Raw genomic sequence first — 17,831 nt, forward strand, 5'->3', positions numbered from 1 at the left:
TGACCCCCGTGTCCGGTACGTGGACAGCGATGCGCCGAAACCGGTCGAATCCGGGCCCTCTGGTTGGGGGAGCACCGTTCGCTGACTAACCTTCGGGTATGGCCCTCGGCACTGCTTCCACCAGGACTGATCGCGCGCGGACGGTGCGCGAGATGCTCGCCGCGCAGGCGACCACGTACTCCTTCGAATTCCACGCGCCCAAGACCGAGAAGGGCGAGCGGAACCTGTGGAACGCGCTGCGCAGGGTCGAGGCGGTGGCCCCGAGCTTCGTCTCGGTGACCTACGGCGCGGGCGGCTCCACCCGGGACGGCACGGTGAAGGCGACCGAGCAGATCGTCGCCGACACCACCCTGACGCCCATCGCCCACCTCACCGCCGTCGACCACTCCGTGGCCCAGCTGCGCAACATCATCGGGCAGTACGCCGACGCCGGGATCCGCAACATGCTCGCGGTGCGCGGCGACCCGCCGGGCGATCCGACGGCCGAGTGGGTCGCGCACCCCGAGGGGCTGACCTACGCCGCCGAACTGGTCGAACTGATCAAGGAGTCCGGGGACTTCTGCGTCGGCGTCGCCGCCTTCCCGGAGATGCACCCGCGCTCCACCCGCGAGGAGAGCGACATACGCCACTTCGTGGACAAGTGCCGGGCGGGCGCGGACTACGCGATCACGCAGATGTTCTTCCGGCCGGAGTCCTATCTGCGGCTGCGCGACCAGGTCGCCGCGGCGGCCTGCGACACCCCGATCATCCCCGAGGTCATGCCGGTGACCAGCGTGCGCATGCTGGAGCGGCTGCCCCAGCTGAGCAACGCCTCGATCCCCGCCGAGCTGAAAGAGCGCATCCTCGCCGCCAAGGACGACCCGGCGGCTGTACGCTCCATTGGCATCGACTTCGCGACGGAGTTCTGCGCGAGGCTGCTCGCCGAGGGTGTGCCCGGGCTGCACTTCATCACGCTGAACAACTCCACCGCGACGCTCGAGATCTACGAGAATCTTGGTCTGCATCACACACCGGCCTAGGCCGGCCGTATCCGTCAGGGCCGCGGCCGTACGAGAGGGGCGTACATGGGCTGGACGGTCCTCTACATAGCGTTCGCGATCGTCGCGCTGTGGCTGCTCGGCGAGGTGCTGCTCCAGTACAAGGCGCGGCTGCGCTGGCGGATGCTGGCCTTCGCGGGCTTCCTCGGTGTCGTGCTCGGGGTGCTGATCCCCTCGATCTTCGTCATCGTGCTCGGCGCCCTCGGCTTCGCCACCGGCCAGGTCTTCGTCACCCTCTCCTTCCGGCGCGGCTTCTCCACCGGCTGGGCCCTCGGCGGACGGCCGGGTGCCAGCAAGCGCCGCCGCACCGTCGGCGAGGGCCGCCACGACCCCACGCTCTCGGTCTCCGGAGTCGAGCCCGCCGAGGCCCCGGCGGGTCCGGGCGGCTCCGGGGACTACGCGCGTCACGCCGAGGACCCCTACGGTTACGGCACCGGCGACCCGGACCACCCCGGTCAGGACCAGGGCGGCCCCGGTGAGCAGGACGAGCGCGAGGAGAACCGCACGCCGCCCGCCCCGCCCTACCCGGACCAGGCCCCCGCCGGACCCGCCCAGGACACCGCCTACACCCCCGGCTTCACCGACCCCGGCTACGCGGCCTCCGGCTACCCGCTCCCCCCGGAGCGCCCCGCCTACGCCGAGGACGAGCCGGGCGCCCCGGCCTACCAGCAGAGCGGGTACCAGGACACGGGTTACCGCAGCGGGGAGTACGCGGAACCGGGCTACGCCGGGGCGGGGTACGGGAACCCGGGGTACGACGGTGCCGGGTACCCGGAGCCCGCGGGGGCGTACCAGGCAGGCCCCGGGTATCAGGAGCAGCAGTACCCGGACCAGCAGTACCCGGATCAGCAGTACCGGGAGCAGCAGTACCGGGAGCACGGATACCCGGAGCGGCCGTACCAGGACTCCGGATACCAGGACTCCGGATACCGGGACCGTGACTACCGGGACCGTGACTACCAGGACGGTGACTACCAGGACGGTGACTACCAGGACCCGGGATACCCGGACCGCGGATACCCCGAGCACGGATACCCGGACCAGCCCTACCCCGAGCAGGGCGGCCCGCAGGACGGCGGCTACGGCCAGGAGCCGTCCGGCGGCTACGCCCCCTACCCGCCGTACTCCGCCCAAGTTCCCGAGGAGCAGCCCGAGTTCTCGGCCTTCGGCCAGGAGGCGTCCTCCTACGCGCATCCGCCGCCGCCCGTCTACCGGCCGCAGCCGATGCCCGACGACACCGGGAACTACGGCGTCTACAGCGAGGAGGCCTATGCGGCCGCCTCGGCGCCCGGATACGGGGGCGAGCCCGCCCCGGGCTACGACCAGCCCTACCCGCAGGACGGCGGGTACGCCGGATACCGGGATCCCTACTCCCAGGACCCGGGATCCTACGACTCCTACGGCGGGCAGGGGACGTACCCGGGGGCCGGTGGCGGCTGGGCGGGCCCCGGGGACACTCCGCCCGGCGGGGTGTGGGTGCCCCAGCAGCGCGAGGCCGACGAGACCGACCCCTACGGCGGCGCCCTGCCACCGGAGCAGCCCGCCGCGTATCCCTCCGAGGGCGGGTACGAGGGGTACGAAGGCCAGCAGTACCGGTACTGAGACCGCGCGCCCGGGCCGCCCCCGAGGCGCCCGCGGCTCACTGCCGACGTACCGCCGCCGGGGCGCGAACGGTGCTCCGCGGACGTACCGCCGCTGAGGCGAGGGCCGTCCGAGTCGCGCGGCCCGGTGGCGCGGGGCGTCGCGGGGTCCTGTCAGTGCCGCTGCCTACAGTCGGGCGGCATGGCACTCTCCCGAGAAGAACGTGAACAGTTCCTGGCCGAGCCCCGCGTCGCCGCGCTCGGCGTCACCGCGGGCGCGGACCGCGGCCCCCTGCTCGTCCCCGTCTGGTTCGGCTACGAGCCCGGCGGTCAGCCCTGGGTCGTCACCGGCGCCGACTCCCGCAAGGCCCAACTGATCAAGGCGGCGGGCCGGTTCAGCCTCCTGGTCGAGGACGTGCGGCCCACGGTGCGGTACGTCTCCGTCGAGGGCCCGGTGGCCGAGATGACCCCGGGCACCGAGGACACCCACCGCGAGATCGCCTCGCGCTACCTCTCCGGCCCGGCGCTGGAGCGCTACCTCGGCTTCGCGCAGGGCACCCTGGGCGAGCAGGTGGTGATCCGGATGCGGCCGGAGCACTGGCTCGGCGCGGACCTCGGCGCGGTCTGAGCGGATCGGCGCGGCGACGGGCGCAACTCCGGCCGCGCACCGCCCCGTTGGGGGACCGCCGTCACTGCGAGCCGCGGAAGTCCGGGCCCTCCACGATCAGCCCGGCGACCAGCGCACCCGACATCCCCGCGTGCGCCAGCCCGCCGCCGGGGTGCGACCAGCCGCCGACGGTGAACAGGCCCGCGACGGCGGTGCTGTTGGCGGGGTGCAGCCATCGGCCGCCGCCCGCCGCGAGGGCCGGGGCCGGCACCCCGGCCGTACCGGTGGCGGCCTCGACCTCCCGGGGGGTGCGCACCTCGCGCCACAGCAGGCGCCCGTCGAGGTCCGGGATCTCGCGCCGGGCGGCGGCGGTCATCCGGTCCGCGAAGGAGGCGAAGGGGCCGGGGGAGGGGGCGGATACGGCGTCGTCGTCGGCCGCCCCGCCTGTCGCCTCCCCGCCTGTCGCCGTCCCGCCGGTCGTCGCCGGGACGGTCGCCGTGACCGTGACCGCCTCATGGTCCGGGTCCGGCACGAGCGAGGGGTCCGGCAGCCGGTGCACGGTCACCGTCGGCCGCTCCGGCAGCCCGGGCTCCGCGCCGAACAGCGCCGCCAACTCGCCCTCCCGGTCCGGGGTGTGCACCACGGTCCGGCAGGCGGCCTCCGGGGGCCGGGCGCCCCGCAGGGCGAGCAGCAGGGTCACCCTGCTCAGGGCGGTGCGCTGGGCGGGGACCCCGGTCTCCTCGCGGGCCGGGACGCCGTCGAGGAGCGAGTCCAGTACGTCCGGGGCGACCCCCGCGACCACATAGTCGGCTTCCTCGACGACAAGGCTGCCTTCCTCGACGACATGGCCGCCTTCCCCGACCACGGTGGTGGCCGGGCCGCCGCCCGCCTCCGCCTGCGCGGCAGCGGTGCCCTCCGCCCCGGCATCCTCCGCCCCGGCGTCCACGGCCACCCCGACGGCGCGGCCGCCGCGGATGACGACCCGGCGCACCGGGGTGCCGAAGCGGAAGCGGACGCGGCGTTCCCGGCACCGCTCGTACAGGGCGTCCGCCAGGGCGCGCATGCCGCCCTCGACGGACCAGAGGCCGAAGGTCTGCTCCATGTACGGCAGGACGGCGGCGCTCGCCGGTGCCGTGCGCGGATCGAGCCCGGCGGCCAGCGCGTACTGCTCCAGGAGGGCCCGCAGCCGTGGTTCGCCGCCGAGTTCGAGCGCGGCGATCTCCGCGAGGGTGGTGGCGGTCAGCTCGCGGCGCAGCAGTCTGCGCCGGGGCACGGCCGGATAGGGCTCCCGCTCGGCGAGCACCTGCCAGTTGGGCCATAGCGGCTCCTCCAGGAGCGGCCTGCGGCTGCGGTCCCAGGCCTCCCTGGCCCGGTTCACGAAGGCGGCCCAGCGCTCCCCGCTGCCCGCGCCGAGCGCCGCGTCCAGGGCCCGGCCGACCCCGGCCCGCGAGGCGTTGGGCAGGTCCACGCGGGTGCCGTCGCCGAAGAGATGGCGTACCGCGGGCTCGACCTGGGTCAGGCCGAGACGGTCCTCCAGGGACTTCCTGCCGGTCTTGACGAAGAGGTCGCGGTAGACCGCGGGGAGGGTGAGCAGCACCGGGCCGGTGTCGAAGGCGAAGCCGTCCCGGGTGCGGTGCCCGAGGGCTCCGCCGTGGGTGGCGCCCCGCTCGTACACCACCACACCGTGGCCCGCCACGGCGAGCCGGGCGGCCGCCGCCATGGCGCCCATGCCCGCGCCGATCACCGCAATCCGTGCCATGCCAGGGACTGTAGCGGGGCCCCGGAACCGGGTCCGTACCGGACCGGGCGGCAGGGCCGCGCACCGCGCTCACCCACCGGGTCACCCCTCGGGCTCACCCGCCGCGCCCGCTCACCAGGGCGCGGGCCGGCCGACCCCCGCGGCCCGGGCCGCGCGCCGTTCGGCCCGGCGCCGCCAGAAGCGCCGGATCCGGGAGAACAGCAGGAACACCAGGCCGATTCCGGTGAGCAGCAGCAGGGCCGCGAGCGCCGCCGCCAGTTCCGGGTGGAAGAGGGCGAAGGCGAGCAGGCCCGCCACCCCGAGGTCCTCCAGGAGCGAGAGGACGATATTGCTGGCGGGCTCCGGGGAGGTGTTCACCGCCATCCGCGTGCCCGCCTTCACCAGATGGCTGACCAGCGCGGTGGAGCCGCCGAGCGCCCCGGCCGCCAGATCCGGGAGCGAGCCGCTCTGCCCGGCGAGCAGGGCGCCCACCACGGCACCGGAGACCGGCCGGATCACGGTGTGCGCCACGTCCCAGACCGAGTCGACGTACGGGATCTTGTCGGCGACGGCCTCGCAGAGGAAGAGCACGGCGGCGGCGCACAGGACCTCGGGCCGCTGCAGCGCCTCGGGGACCTCGTCGCTCACCCCGGTCGCGCCGAAGAGGCCGAGCAGCAGGACGACGGCGTAGGCGTTGATCCCGCTCGCCCAGCCGCTGGTGAAGACAAGCGGGAGTACGGACACCGGCCGATGGTAACCAGCGCGGCACCGGCAGCGGCACCCGTGCGGGGACTGAGTATCCGTACCCAGAAGGGCAGTTGAGTATCCGAACGGATAGGAACGGACGCGGCGGCGGGCCAGAGTGGGGGACACAGCGGGGCACGGCACCGGACCGCCGACACGGGGCGGCGGAACGGGCCGGCCCGGCTGACCGGCTCCGCGGACCACGGAGCGCGGGGGATTCGGGGGCAGGCAACGGGGGCGCCGGCCCGGTGCATCAGCACCGGGCCGGCGCTGTGCTCGTCCGCTCGCGGTACGCACGTCCGCTCGCGGTACGCACGTCCGCTCGCGGTACGCACGTCCGCTCGCGGTACGCAGCGGTGTCCGGCCCGAGCGGTCTCCGGCCTGAGCGGTCTCTGACTTGAGCGGTCTCTGGCCTGGGCCGTCTCCGGCCTGGGCGGGTCTCCGTCCCGAGCCGCCTCCGCCCAGAATCACCGGTGCCTCGCCGGTGCTTCGCGGGTTCCGTGCGGCGGGGCCGCATCAGCGCCGGGTGGCGACCCGGCCCTGGAGGAGCAGCGAGAGGGCGGCGTGGACGTCGGCGAGGCTGCGGTCCGGCTGGAAGGTGCGCCAGTCCAGGGCGACCACCAGGACCATCCCGATCATGGCCGAGGCGGTCAGCGGCACATCCATCTCGCCGCTGAACTCCCCGCTCGCCACTCCCGCGGCGAGCACCTTCTCCACCACCGCGACCGCGTCCTGGCGGACCACCCGCAGGACGCCGGTCCAGTCGTTGTTCGCCCGCCACAGCTCGCTGACGTACATCGTGGTGATCGCCGGATAGCGCTCGATGAAGCCGAGTCCGGCCCCGATCATCGCGTCGAGGGCGTCGACCTGGCTGCCGCCCGCGCGCGCCGACTCCTCGGCCGCCCCGCTCAGGGAGGCGGTGAGCAGGGCGACGCCATGGCGCAGCAGCTCCTCGAAGAGGACCGACTTGCTCGCGAAGTTGTAGTAGACGGTGCCCTTCGCGACGCCCGCCCGTTCCGCGATCTCGTCGACCGTGGTCGCGGAGAAGCCCTGTTCGGCGATGAGGGCCACCGCCGCCTCGAAGACCTTCTGCCGGGTCGCCCCGCGTCGTCCACTGCTGCTGCTCGCCATGGCACTGATTGTCACAGGCTCAGCTCCGGGTGGAGACGGTCGAAGGTCCACACCTGCTTGCGCCGGGCCGAGAGCGCGGTCAGCGCGAGCGCGCCGAGCAGGAAGGCGAGCAGGACCACCGAGCCGGTCCACACCGGGGCGAGGCCGCCGCCGGTGATCAGCCGCCGGAGTGCCTCGACGATGTAGCTCATCGGCAGGAAGGGGTGGATCCAGTTGAAGAAGCCGGGGCTGGTCTCCACCGGATAGGTACCGCCCGCCGAGGTCAGCTGGAGCATGAGCAGCGCGAGGACGAGGATCCTCCCGGCCGCCCCGAAGCGGGCGTTGAGCCACTGCACGATCGCCGCGTAGCAGCCCACCACGAGGACCAGGAAAGCGGCCGTGCCCGCGGCCCGCTCCACCTCCAGGCCCATGCCCGGGGCCCAGTGCAGCACCGCCATCAGCGCCGCGGCCTGCGCGACGCCGAGCGCCGCCACCGGCAGCCAGCCGGCCAGGGTGATCCGCCAGGCCGAGGCGCCCGCCGCGAGCGCCCGCTGGTTCAGCGGGGTGATCAGCATGTACGCCACCATCGCGCCCACCCACAGGGCCAGCGGGATGAAGTACGGGGCGAATCCGGTGCCGTAGTTCGGCGCCTTGTGCAGGGCCTGGGAGGCGAGTTGCACGGGGTCGGACATGACGCCGGTGCGCTGGTCGCGGTCCTTGTCCCCGTAGTCGGGTATCTGCTCGACGCCGTCCTCCAGTCCGCCCGCGAGCCGGTGCGAGCCGTCGGCCAGCTTGAACATGCCGCCGTGCAGCTTGTCCGCGCCCTTCTCCAGCCGGGTGAGCCCGGAGTCCAGCTTCCTGGCACCCCGGTGCGCGGTGCCGAGGCCGGTGTGCAGCTTCCCGGCGCCGCCCGCGACCTGGTGGGCACCGGAGTTGAGCTTGTTGACCTGGGCGACGGCCTTCCTCAGGTCCTTGTCCAGGTGCGGGGCGGCCTTGGCGAGGGCCGCGGACTGCTTCTGCAGGGTGGCGAGCTGCTTGTCCAGCTTGCCGACGTCGTAGTCGTAGTCCTTCAGGACCTCGTCGACGTCCGCGGTCAGCTTCGCCGCCTTCTCCGCGGCGTCCCTGGCCTTCTTCAGGTCCGCGCAGGCCGGATCGGCGACGGCGGCCCGCTCGCAGCGGCGGGTGTAGATCTCGTCCAGGGTGTCGGCGGCCTTGCGGGTGCCCTCGGCGGCGGCCGGGGCGACCTCGACGAAGGTGTCGAGGTGCTCGCGGATGACGCCGGTGGAGTCGGCGACGAGCTGCGCGGTGTGCGCGATCGCCTTCTTGTTGTCCCGCAGGAAGGGGGCCAGCTTGGTGTTCACCCCGTTGACCTTGTCGGCGAGCTGCTGGGTGCCGTCCGCGACCTGGGTCGCCCCGGAGGCGAGGTCCCCGGACCCCTTGTCCAGCTTGGTCATCCCGCCGTTGAGCTTCCCGCTGCCGGTCTTCGCCTCCTTCAGCCCGTCGACGAGCTGCTTGGAGCCGCCCTTGGCCTGGCCGATGCCGCCTTCGAGCTGGGAGGCGCCCTTGGCCGCCTTCGCGGTCTGGTCGTGCAGATCGGAGAAGGCGATGAAGATCCGGTCGAAGAAGGTGCGCGAGGCCTTGCTGGAGGCCGCCGAGCGGACCTCGGAGAAGACCGTCCGGGAGATCTGCCCGACGATGTAGTTGTTGGAGTCGTTGGTCTCCACGCGCAGCGGACTGGTCTCGGGGCGGTCGCCGGAACTGGAGGCGATCCGCTTGCTGAAGTCCGCGGGCATGGTCAGCGACAGGTAGTACTTCCCGCTCGCGACACCCGACGCGGCCTCCTCGGCGCTGACCTCCCGCCAGTCGAAGGTGTCGCTGCCGTGCAGGCCGTCGACCAGATCGGCACCGGCGGCCACCTTCTTCCCGTCGTCGACGGCCCCCTTGTCCTCGTTGACCAGGGCCACCGGGATGCGGTCGAGGCGGCTGTACGGATCCCAGAAGGACCACAGGTACAGCGCGCCGTAGAGCAGGGGCAGCAGCAGGAGCGCGACCAGCGCGGCCCTCGGCAGCCGCCCCCTGGCGAACCGCTTGAACTCAAGCGCGGCCAGTCTCGGCGAGCGCATCCCCGTTCTCCTTCCCGGTGGTGCCGATGGTGCCGGTCTCGTCTTCGGGCCGCGCGTCCGCCTGCGTACCGCCCTCGGGGGCCGTGGATCCGCCGCTCTCCTGCCGCGGGGCGGTGGAGACGACCAGGGCGCCCGCGGGTGCCTCGCTGCACACGGCGAGGACGGTGAGCCCCTGGCCGGCGAGGGCGGCGAGCAGCTCCCAGATCTCCGCGCGCTCGGCGTCCGAGAGCTTCAGATCGGTGTCGTCGACGCCGAGCAGCCGCGGGCGGCCGATCAGCGCGAGCGCGATCGACAGCCGCAGCGCCTCGGTGCGCTCCAGGTCGCGGACGGCGGTACGCAGGCCCTTGGGCAGCGTCGCGGGGTCGAGTCCCGCGGCGGCCAGCGCCTCGTCGACACGCTGCCGCGCCTCGGCCCTGCGCTCGCTCCGGGGGCGCAGCAGTCCGCGCAGCGAGCCGCCGAACCGGCGCTGGAGCAGGGCCCGTTCGCGCAGGTGCTCGGCGACGGTGAGCGCGGGTTCGAGCTCGGCGACGCCGGGGGTGTGGCCCAGCGCGCTGATCCGGCGCAGCGCGGCCAGCTGCTTCGGCAGCCGCAGCCCGGCGATCCGGGCGGTGCCCTCGGTGGTGCGCATCCGGCCGGTGAGGGCCAGGAGCAGACAGGTCCGGCCCGAGCCGGAGGGCCCTTCGAGGGCGATCAGGGAACCGGCCGGTGCGTCCAGGGTGACCCCGCGGAAGGCCCAGCCTCTCGGGCCCCGCAGGCCGAGGTCCTCGGTCGTGACGGCGGCGCCGTCGGTGCTCGCGGCCGGTATCGCGGCCTGGGGCCCGTCCACCTGTCTCCCCTTCTGTCCTTCTGCCTTCTGCGGCATGTCGGCTGCCCCGGCCAGTTTTTGTACTGACCGGTCAGTTCAAAAATAGCCACGCCCCTCCGCGAGGTAAAGCCGCACCGGCCCAACTCCGGGGCGCGGGCCGGGCGGAGAGGGCATCACCGCAGGTCGCGCCGGATTGTCAGTGGTGTACGTCACGATGTGGGCATACGGGATGACGAGCCGCGACCGAGCGGTCCGGTTCCGTACCAGTGCCGTACATGCGCACTCACGGACGACAGGAGGTTCGTCATGGCCGCCTCATCCAGTGCCGCCGCGCGCCGGGCCCGTCCCGGCGCACACGTGCCGACCGGCAGGGCATCCGACGTCCACCCGGTGCTGCGCAGGGCCGCGGCGCCACCGGCCGCGCTCGACCTGCTCGCCCAGGCCCGCGAGGGCCTCGACGAAGCCGCGCTCCTGCCCACCTCGAACGAGCAGTACGCCACCGCCCACCTCGCCGCCCTGCGCACCGCCGCCGCGGTGCTCGCCGCCCGGGGGCGGCCCGAGAGCTCGCCGCGCCGCCGTGAACGCATCCGCAGCGCCTGGGAGGTCCTCCCGGACATCGCCCCCGAACTCACCGAGTGGTGCGCCCTGTTCGCCTCCGGGGCGCAGCGCAGGGCGCGCGCCGAGGCGGGCATAAAGGGCGCGGCCGGGCAGCGGGACGCGGACGATCTGCGCCGGGACGTGGAGATGTTCCTCGGCATCGTCGAACGCCTCCTGGTCCCGGAACCGACCCTGCCCCGGCCGCGGACCCAGGGGGAGGAGACCCCGCGGGCGCCGGGTGCGGAAGGGGGCGGCGAGGACGCCCCGGAGATACGGACCCGCACCGGCTGAGCGGGGGAGGCCGCCGCGACCGGGCCCCTGCGCGCGGAGGTGCGCGCGGGGGCGGCGGGGCGCGGGCCCGCCGGGGGCACGGGCGCTGCGGCCGAGGCAATAGGCTGGCACCCCTGCCGCGCCGCGGACCCCGTGAGCCGGCCGCAAGCAGCCCATCGCTCCGCCCTTCGGGGGCGGTGCCGCGCCGAGGAGTCAAAGCCGTGCCGGACCCGATGCGCCCCCGCGCCGCACTGAGAACCGCCGTGGTCTGGGACGTGCTGCGCGAAGCCCTCGACGACCGGGTCGCAGCCACCGGCCGCAAGGCGCTCGACGTCCTCGACACCGGCGGCGGCAGCGGCCACTTCGCGGTGCCGGTCGCCCGCCTCGGCCACCGGGTCACCGTCGTCGACCCGAGCCCCAACGCCCTCTTCGCCCTGGAGCGCAGGGCCGCCGAGGAGGGCGTCGCCGAGCGGGTGCGCGGCGTCCAGGGCGATGCCCACGGCCTCTTCGAGGTGGTGGAGCGCGAGGGGTACGACGCGGTCCTGTGCCACGGCGTCCTGGAGTACGTGGACGACCCCGCCGAGGGCCTGCGCAATGTCACCGGGGCGCTGCGCGAGGCGGGCACCCTGAGCCTGCTCGCCGCGGGGCTCGGCGGCGCGGTGCTCGCCCGCGCCCTCGCCGGGCACTTCAAGGAGGCGCGGCGCGCCCTCACCGACACCGAGGGCCGCTGGGGCGAGGGCGACCCGGTGCCCCGCCGCTTCACCCCCGAACAGCTCACCGCGCTCGCCGAGGAGGCGGGCATCGGCGTCGGCGCCGTGCACGGGGTGCGGGTCTTCGCCGACCTGGTCCCCGGCGCGCTCGTGGACACCGAGCCCGGCGCCCTGGACGCCCTGCTCCAGCTGGAGGCGGCCGCCGCCGAGCTGCCCGCCTTCCGCTCCGTGGCCACGCAGCTGCATGTGCTCGGAGTGAAGCAAGTGACGCAGGGTGAGTGAGAGCCCGGATTCCGGTCCCGCCGCCCCGGCCCCGGGGGCTGATCAGCGACGAAGCGGTGGATGGAGTACGCCACAGCCCCTCCGCTGAGGGCCCGGGCGCCGTATGATCGGTGCAGGAGCCTGCCTCTCGGATCCTGGCGGGTCGCCGTCGGCGTTCGCGTCGGCGCCCGGCCGCCCCGGCGAGATCCGAGAGACAGGCCCTGACGGTCCGGCATGACGGACCGGCCGCTGGGGAATGACGGCTTCAGCGGGTCCGGTCTCCATGGCGGTCCGGTATGGCGAAGTTGGCGTAGAGGGGCGGGTTTCACGGGGGCGATTCCCTGCCTATCCTGAAGGGGACCCCCGGTCGCCCCCGGCGACTGCACGATGAGGAGGACTCCGTGCCGCTCTCAGAGCACGAGCAGCGAATGCTCGAGCAGATGGAGCGAGCGCTGTACGCCGAAGATCCCAAGTTCGCGACAGCGCTTGAGGGAAGCGGGCTGCGTACGTACACCCGGCGACGGGTCTACCAGGCGGTCGCAGGCTTCCTGGTGGGTATCGCGCTCCTCATGGCCGGTATGGTCGCCCAGCAGATCTGGATCAGCGTGGTGGGCTTCCTCGTCATGCTGGGCTGTGCGGTGCTCGCCGTCACCGGCTGGCGCAAGGCACCCAAGCCGGGCGAGCAGCAACAGCAGTCCGGATCCGGCACCCGGGGCGGCGGCAGCGCGCGGCGCCAGTCCCGCCAGCGCCGCTCCGTGATGGACCGCATCGAGCAGCGCTGGCAGCGCCGCCGCGACGAACAGGGCCACTGAGTCTTCGCCGCCCCCCGCGGGCGGCACCAGTACGGATCCGAGGGGTGACCGGCCGACCGGTCACCCCTCAGGCGTATCCGGGGCCGGGCAGTTTCACGGGCCCCGGCCGATCCGGCTCATGACGCCCCGAGGCCGTCCCGTTCACAGCGCCCTGGTTCCCCCGTCGGGCACCGCACGCGCCTCGGAGGCGCCGGGCCGGTCCGGCTGAAGTCCCGCCCCGGCTCCGGGCGCTGGGCCCGGGTTCCGGGGCTCTGAGGTCCCGGCTCCGGGCGCTGGGCCCGTCTGAGGTCCCGGCCTCCGAGGTCCAGGGGCCCGGGCTCTGAGGTCCGGTTCCCCCGACCGCTCAGCCGCCCTCGGACCCGGTGGCCTTTGCGGCCGCCCCGGCCGTACGCCCGCCGGGCCGCCGCGGCAGGATCCCGCTCGTACGGGAGCGGAGGCCGCGCCAGTGGTCCGCGAGGGCGTGGCCGAGCCGGGCGTTGGAGCGGGGCAGCAGCAGGGCGCGCAGGCGGGCGCCTCTTCCGGCGGAGGCGCCGAGGGCCGCGCCCAGGCGGCGCGCGTCCTCGGTCAGGCCCGGCACCGGCTCGGGGCTCGGGGCGTAGAGGGTCTGCTCCACGGCGGCCGCGACCCTGCTCACGGCGCCGGCCGCCTCGCCCTCCAGGTGCATGCCGCGCACGATGCGTTCGGCCGCGCGCCGCGGGGTGAGCGAGGCGTCGGGCGGGATGCCGTAGTCCCAGGCGCTGTCCTGGACCTCGTCCCAGACCCGCAGGGTGTCCGCGCCCGCCAGCACGGGGGAGGAGCGGGCCGGTCCGAGCCGCCTGGCTCTGGTGCGCCTGCGCCAGAGCATCGGGGTCAGCGGCAGCCCGAGGAGGAGCAGTCCGCCGAGGCCGAGCAGCAGGATCTCGGGCAGGGCGCTCGGCCCCGAGCCGCCGCCGGAGCCGGTGGAGGCCTCCGGGACCCCGGAGCAGGTGCCGGCCTTGCGCTGGTCCGGCGGGCAGCTCTCCGGCGCGGAGGGCGCGGCCGAGGGCTCCTCGGAGGCGGACGGGGCGGGCTCCTCGTCCGGCTGCGGAGGGCTGCCGGGTGTCTGGCTCTGGGCGTACTCGGGGATCGAGCCCCGCGAGGGCGTCGGTTCGAAACGGGTCCAGCCCACGCCCTCGAAGTACAGCTCCGGCCAGGCGTGCGCGTCCCGCAGGCCGACCGACATGGCGCCGCCCGACTGCGGGGAGCCCGGGGTGAAGCCCACCGCGACCCGGGCCGGGATCCCGAGGGTGCGGGCCATCGCGGCCATCGAGAAGGAGAAGTGGACGCAGAAGCCCTCCTTGTCCTTCAGGAAGCGGGCGATGGCCTGGGTGCCGCTGCCCGCCTGGACCGAGGTGTCGTAGGTGAAGCCGCCGTTGACGGCGAACCAGTCCTGGAGCTTGACCGCGGCCTCGTAGTCGTCGGCGGCGCCCCGGGTGACCTCGCGGGCGGTGCGCGCCACGATCGGGGGCAGCGAGTCGGGCACCTCGGTGAACTCCTCCGCCAGACCGGGGGAGGGCGCCGGGGCCTGGGCGAGCTGGTAGGGCGTCGGCTCCACGGCCAGGCTGGAGACGAGGTACTCCTTGCCGCGGGTGGTCTGCCCGCCGTCGCCGAGGACGGTGCGCCCCACCGGTTCGAAGCGCCAGTCGCCGTCGATACGGACGTTGGTGGCCGGGTAGGGCATCGGCAGCCAGCCCTGGGCGTAGGAACCGGAGGCGGTGATACGGGTGTTCAGCTCGGTGCTGCGCACTCCGGCGGCGAGGCCCACCGGGGCGGGCAGCGGCGAGGGCACGTCCGAGATGCGGCGGACCGCGGGCTTCCAGGACTTCCCGTCGAAGTCGTCGAGCGCGACGATGCGCAGATAGAGGGGCTGCGACTGGGCGCCGTCGGTGCGGTAGGTCAGCACCTCGCGGTCCTCGTCCTGGTTGAGGTTGTTCTGCAGCGAGACCACCGGGTTGACCGCCGAGATGGTGCCGCCGCTGCCCGGCCCCTCGCCCTTGCCGCGCGCCGGGTCCACCAGCCCGCCGTCCAGGCCGGGCAGGGCGAGCGGCACCACCAGGGCGACGCCGAGCGCCACCATGCCGATGCGGCGGCCGGTGCGTACCGGCGCGATCGCGGTGCTCTCGGCCGCCGCGGGGGAGCCGCCCGGTCCGCGGGGGCCGCCGCTGAAGACGCGGCCCCACTGGGCCAGCCGGTCGCGGCCCTCGGCGAGCAGCAGCAGGAGGTATCCGGCGGCGGCGAGGAGGAACCACAGCCAGCCCGCGCCGCCCTCGGAGAGGCCCGCGGCCACCGAGTACAGGGCGAGCAGCGGGAGCCCGGCGGGCGCGGCGCTGCGGTAGGTGACGGCGAGGGTGTCGACCACCAGGCCGACCACCAGGACGCCGCCGACCAGCATCAGCCGGATGCCCTCGGTCAGCGGGGCCGGTATCGAGTACCGGCTGATGTCGTCCGAGCCGGCCTGGAGGAGGCTGCCGAGTTCACCGAGGGCCGCGGGGGTGGGGATCACCCCGGCCACCGCCTGGGCACCGGCGAAGAAGAGCGTCAGGAGCATCAGGCTGACCAGGGCCTGGACGGCGGTCGTCGCGGGCCTCGGCAGCGGGGCGCGGCGGGCGAGGGCGCCCACCGTGGTCTGGATCAGGACGAGGGCCGCCGCCTGGAGGATCCAGGTCGACCGCTCGACAAGCGGCAGCAGGGCGCAGGAGGCGAGCAGGGTGGCCGCCGCCGCGCACAGCGCCAGCCGGGTGCGTCCGCTCATGCCGCGCCTCCCGGTGCCCCGGCCGCCGTACCGGCCGCGCCGCGCAGTTCGTCGGCCTGGCGCCACATCGCCGCCATCGCGGCGCCCGGTCGCACCGGCACCACCGTCCAGCCGGAGTGCCGCAGCAGCCGCAGCCGCTCCTCGTCCCAGGAGCGGCCCGCGGGGACCAGGTCCGGGTAGCCGGGCTCGTGTTCGCGGGCCCAGTCCGCGCTGTCCAGGACGAAGGCGACGGCGGCGCCGCTGCGCCGGCACATCCGGGCGATCACCGCGGCCTGCTCCTCGTCCACGTCTCCGAAGAAGGCCACCAAAAGGCCCTCCTTGCCGTCGCCCGCGCCGGGCCCGCCGCGCAGCTGGTCGTAGGCGAGCGAGAGGCCCGGGGACTCGGAGTGGTCGACCACCGCGAGGGTGTCCAGCATCAGCCCGGCCGCCTCGGCGCTGTCCTGGCCGGTCTGGGTGGCCTCGGCGCCCGAGCGCGGCACCGAGGCGCCGGTGTCGGTCAGCAGCCGTGCGGCGAAGCCGCGTTCGAGCAGGTGCAGCACGGTGGAGGCGGCCCCGGCGACCGCCCACTCGAAGGCCGAGCCGGGGCCCGCCCCGTAGAAGGCGGAGCCGCGGGTGTCGAGCAGGACGGTGCAGCGGGACTGCTGCGGCTGCTCCTCCCGGCGCACCATCAACTCGCCGTGCCGCGCGGTGGAACGCCAGTGCACCCGGCGTATGTCGTCGCCGTGCCGGTAGCCGCGCGGGATGACGTCGTCCTCCCCGGAGAGGGCGGGCGCGCGCAGCCTGCCCTCGCCGTACCCCTTCGCCTCGCCGGTCAGGCGCACCGGGGGCAGCGCCTCCACCTGCGGGACGACGGTGAGGATGTCCTGGGTGGAGAAGGAGCGGGTCAGCTCGCACATGCCGAAGGGGTCGGTCAGGCGCAGCTGGAGCGGGCCGAGCGGATAGCGGCCGCGCAGGTCGGACCGTACCCGGTAGGCGACTTCGCGCCGCCCGCCGGGCTCCATGCGGTCCAGGACGAACCGGGGCCGGGGGCCGAGGACGTAGGGCACCCGGTCCTGGAGCATCAGCAGGCCGGTGGGCAGCCGGGAGACGTTCTCCACCCGGAGGTGGACCCGCGCCTCGGAGGCCGCGGAGACCCGGGCGGGGGAGAGGCGGCGGCTGCCGGTCACCCGGTGGCGGGTGCGGAAGAGGACCAGCGCGCAGACCACCGGCAGGGAGGCGAGCAGCAGCCCGACCCGCAACAGGTCGCTCTGGCCCAGCACATAGGCGCACACCCCGGCCGCGAGGCCCGCGGCGAGGAAGGAGCGCCCCCGGGTGGTGAGCCCGGAGAAGGCGGCGCGCAGCCGCTGCTCCCCGGGCCCCGGTGCGCTCTCCTGGGCCGCCGGGGCAGCCGGGGCGGACATCACGGCCTCCTGGCGCCGTGGGGCTGGTGGCGCGGCAGCGGCGGACGGCCGCCGGCGGGGAATCCGGCGCCCGGCGCCGCGGCGGGCACCGGGACGCGGCCCAGGATCTCGTGCACCACCTGCTCGGCGCTGCGGCGGTTCAACTGGGCCTGGGCGGTGGGCAGCAGCCGGTGCGCGAGGACCGGCACCGCGAGGGCCTGGAGGTCGTCGGGGAGGGTGTACTCGCGCCCGGCGAGGGCGGCGGCGGCCCGGGCCGCGCGCACCAGGTGCAGGGTGGCGCGGGGCGAGGCGCCGAGGCGCAGGTCGGGGTGGCCCCGGGTGGCGGCGACCAGCTCGACGGCGTACCGCCGGACCTGTTCGGCGACGTGCACGGTGCGCACCGCCTCGATCAGCTTGGCCACCTCGTGGGCGTGCGCCACCGGCTGGAGGTCGTCGAGTGGGGAGGGCCCGCCGTGCACGTCGAGCATCTGCAGCTCGGCGTCCGCGCTCGGATAGCCCATGGACACCCGGGCCATGAAGCGGTCGCGCTGGGCCTCCGGCAGGGGGTAGGTGCCCTCCATCTCCACCGGGTTCTGGGTGGCGACGACCATGAAGGGATCGGGGAGTTCGTAGCTCTGCCCGTCGATGGTGACCTGGCGCTCCTCCATCGACTCCAGGAGCGCCGACTGGGTCTTCGGCGAGGCGCGGTTGATCTCGTCGCCGATGACGATCTGGGCGAAGATCGCGCCCGGTTTGAACTCGAAGTCCCGGCGCTGCTGGTCCCAGACCGAGACCCCGGTGATGTCCGAGGGCAGCAGGTCCGGGGTGAACTGGATGCGCCGCACCGAGCAGTCCACCGAGCGGGCCAGCGCCTTGGCCAGCATCGTCTTGCCGACGCCCGGCACATCCTCGATGAGCAGGTGCCCCTCGGCGAGCAGCACCGTCAGCGAGAGCCGTACGACCTCCGGCTTGCCCTCGATCACGCCTTCCACCGACGCGCGGATGCGTTCCGCCGTCGCCGTCAGGTCAGTGAGGCTCGCTCGATCCTCATAGGTCGTCAACCGGCCCTCCTCGCTTTTCCCCGCCCGCGAAGGAGCGGGGAAACCATTTGCGGGCCGACGCCGCGTGACGCGAACCGGCCCCACCCCATACACGGACACCGAGGACGGGAAGTTCCCCGCGGTGCCACCCCAGCATTCTTGATGCCGTTACCGGTTCGTGTCACTCGCCTGTGGACAACTGGCGCCGATATGCCAGCTTTTGCTGCCGATCGCCGGTACGCGAACGC

13 protein-coding genes and 1 pseudogene are annotated in these 17,831 nt (G+C 74.4%); 6 read left to right on the forward strand and 8 right to left on the reverse strand.

Features of this window, described 5'->3' with window-relative positions:
- The first annotated feature begins 98 nt into the window (after positions 1-98).
- From metF to MID12_RS25880, 3 genes and pseudogenes are all read left to right on the forward strand, one after another.
- Positions 99-1,019, forward strand: coding sequence for a methylenetetrahydrofolate reductase [NAD(P)H] (gene metF, locus MID12_RS25870; protein ID WP_263171010.1), 921 nt, complete (start codon positions 99-101; stop codon positions 1,017-1,019).
- Between the two features lie 45 nt (positions 1,020-1,064).
- Positions 1,065-1,394, forward strand: a pseudogene (locus MID12_RS32510) (hypothetical protein); the annotation flags it as partial.
- Between the two features lie 1,425 nt (positions 1,395-2,819).
- A complete protein-coding gene (locus MID12_RS25880) occupies positions 2,820-3,245 on the forward strand; it encodes a pyridoxamine 5'-phosphate oxidase family protein (RefSeq protein ID WP_040254361.1) in 426 nt (141 codons plus the stop codon).
- A gap of 61 nt (positions 3,246-3,306) precedes the next feature.
- Here the strand turns inward: MID12_RS25880 and MID12_RS25885 are convergent, their stop codons facing one another.
- The 5 genes from MID12_RS25885 to MID12_RS25905 all read right to left on the reverse strand — a co-directional run bounded on the left by MID12_RS25885 (position 3,307) and on the right by MID12_RS25905 (position 9,765).
- Positions 3,307-4,983: a phytoene desaturase family protein gene (locus MID12_RS25885; protein WP_263171017.1), complete on the reverse strand. Its 1,677-nt coding sequence runs from the start codon at positions 4,981-4,983 to the stop codon at positions 3,307-3,309.
- Positions 4,984-5,094: 111 nt separating this feature from the next.
- Positions 5,095-5,706, reverse strand: a complete 612-nt coding sequence (locus tag MID12_RS25890; protein ID WP_263171018.1) for a DUF4126 domain-containing protein — start codon at positions 5,704-5,706, stop codon at positions 5,095-5,097.
- Positions 5,707-6,222: 516 nt separating this feature from the next.
- A complete protein-coding gene (locus MID12_RS25895) occupies positions 6,223-6,837 on the reverse strand; it encodes a TetR/AcrR family transcriptional regulator (protein WP_040254365.1) in 615 nt (204 codons plus the stop codon).
- 11 nt (positions 6,838-6,848) lie between these two features.
- Positions 6,849-8,939 carry a YhgE/Pip domain-containing protein gene (locus tag MID12_RS25900; RefSeq protein WP_263171021.1) on the reverse strand — a complete coding sequence of 697 codons (2,091 nt, stop codon included), beginning with the start codon at positions 8,937-8,939 and terminating at the stop codon, positions 6,849-6,851.
- Positions 8,911-9,765, reverse strand: a complete 855-nt coding sequence (locus tag MID12_RS25905; RefSeq protein ID WP_052482635.1) for an ATP-binding cassette domain-containing protein — start codon at positions 9,763-9,765, stop codon at positions 8,911-8,913. The genes MID12_RS25900 and MID12_RS25905 overlap by 29 nt, the downstream gene beginning before the upstream one ends.
- 285 nt (positions 9,766-10,050) lie before the next feature.
- Here MID12_RS25905 and MID12_RS25910 point away from each other — a divergent pair, with 285 nt between their 5' ends.
- From MID12_RS25910 to MID12_RS25920, 3 genes are all read left to right on the forward strand, one after another.
- The gene (locus MID12_RS25910; RefSeq protein WP_040254369.1) at positions 10,051-10,632 is read left to right on the forward strand and encodes an SAV_6107 family HEPN domain-containing protein; all 582 of its coding nucleotides are present in this window, start codon (positions 10,051-10,053) and stop codon (positions 10,630-10,632) included.
- A 200-nt stretch (positions 10,633-10,832) separates the two neighbouring features.
- Complete coding sequence (locus tag MID12_RS25915; RefSeq protein ID WP_040254371.1) at positions 10,833-11,603, forward strand: methyltransferase; 771 nt, start codon at positions 10,833-10,835, stop codon at positions 11,601-11,603.
- Positions 11,604-11,983: 380 nt separating this feature from the next.
- The gene (locus tag MID12_RS25920; RefSeq protein WP_040254373.1) at positions 11,984-12,394 is read left to right on the forward strand and encodes a DUF3040 domain-containing protein; all 411 of its coding nucleotides are present in this window, start codon (positions 11,984-11,986) and stop codon (positions 12,392-12,394) included.
- 343 nt (positions 12,395-12,737) lie between these two features.
- Here the strand turns inward: MID12_RS25920 and MID12_RS25925 are convergent, their stop codons facing one another.
- From MID12_RS25925 to MID12_RS25935, 3 genes are read right to left on the reverse strand one after another with little or no spacing between them, the layout of a single operon-like run.
- On the reverse strand, positions 12,738-15,164 hold the full coding sequence (locus MID12_RS25925; RefSeq protein ID WP_263171025.1) for a DUF3488 and transglutaminase-like domain-containing protein: 2,427 nt from the start codon (positions 15,162-15,164) through the stop codon (positions 12,738-12,740).
- Positions 15,161-16,564: a DUF58 domain-containing protein gene (locus MID12_RS25930; protein ID WP_052482636.1), complete on the reverse strand. Its 1,404-nt coding sequence runs from the start codon at positions 16,562-16,564 to the stop codon at positions 15,161-15,163. Before MID12_RS25930 ends, MID12_RS25925 begins: the two co-directional genes overlap by 4 nt.
- The gene (locus tag MID12_RS25935) at positions 16,564-17,604 is read right to left on the reverse strand and encodes an AAA family ATPase (protein WP_040254377.1); all 1,041 of its coding nucleotides are present in this window, start codon (positions 17,602-17,604) and stop codon (positions 16,564-16,566) included. Before MID12_RS25935 ends, MID12_RS25930 begins: the two co-directional genes overlap by 1 nt.
- Positions 17,605-17,831 lie beyond the last annotated feature (227 nt).

Source organism: Streptomyces sp. SCSIO ZS0520 (assembly GCF_025643355.1).
GTDB lineage: Bacteria > Actinomycetota > Actinomycetes > Streptomycetales > Streptomycetaceae > Streptomyces > Streptomyces physcomitrii.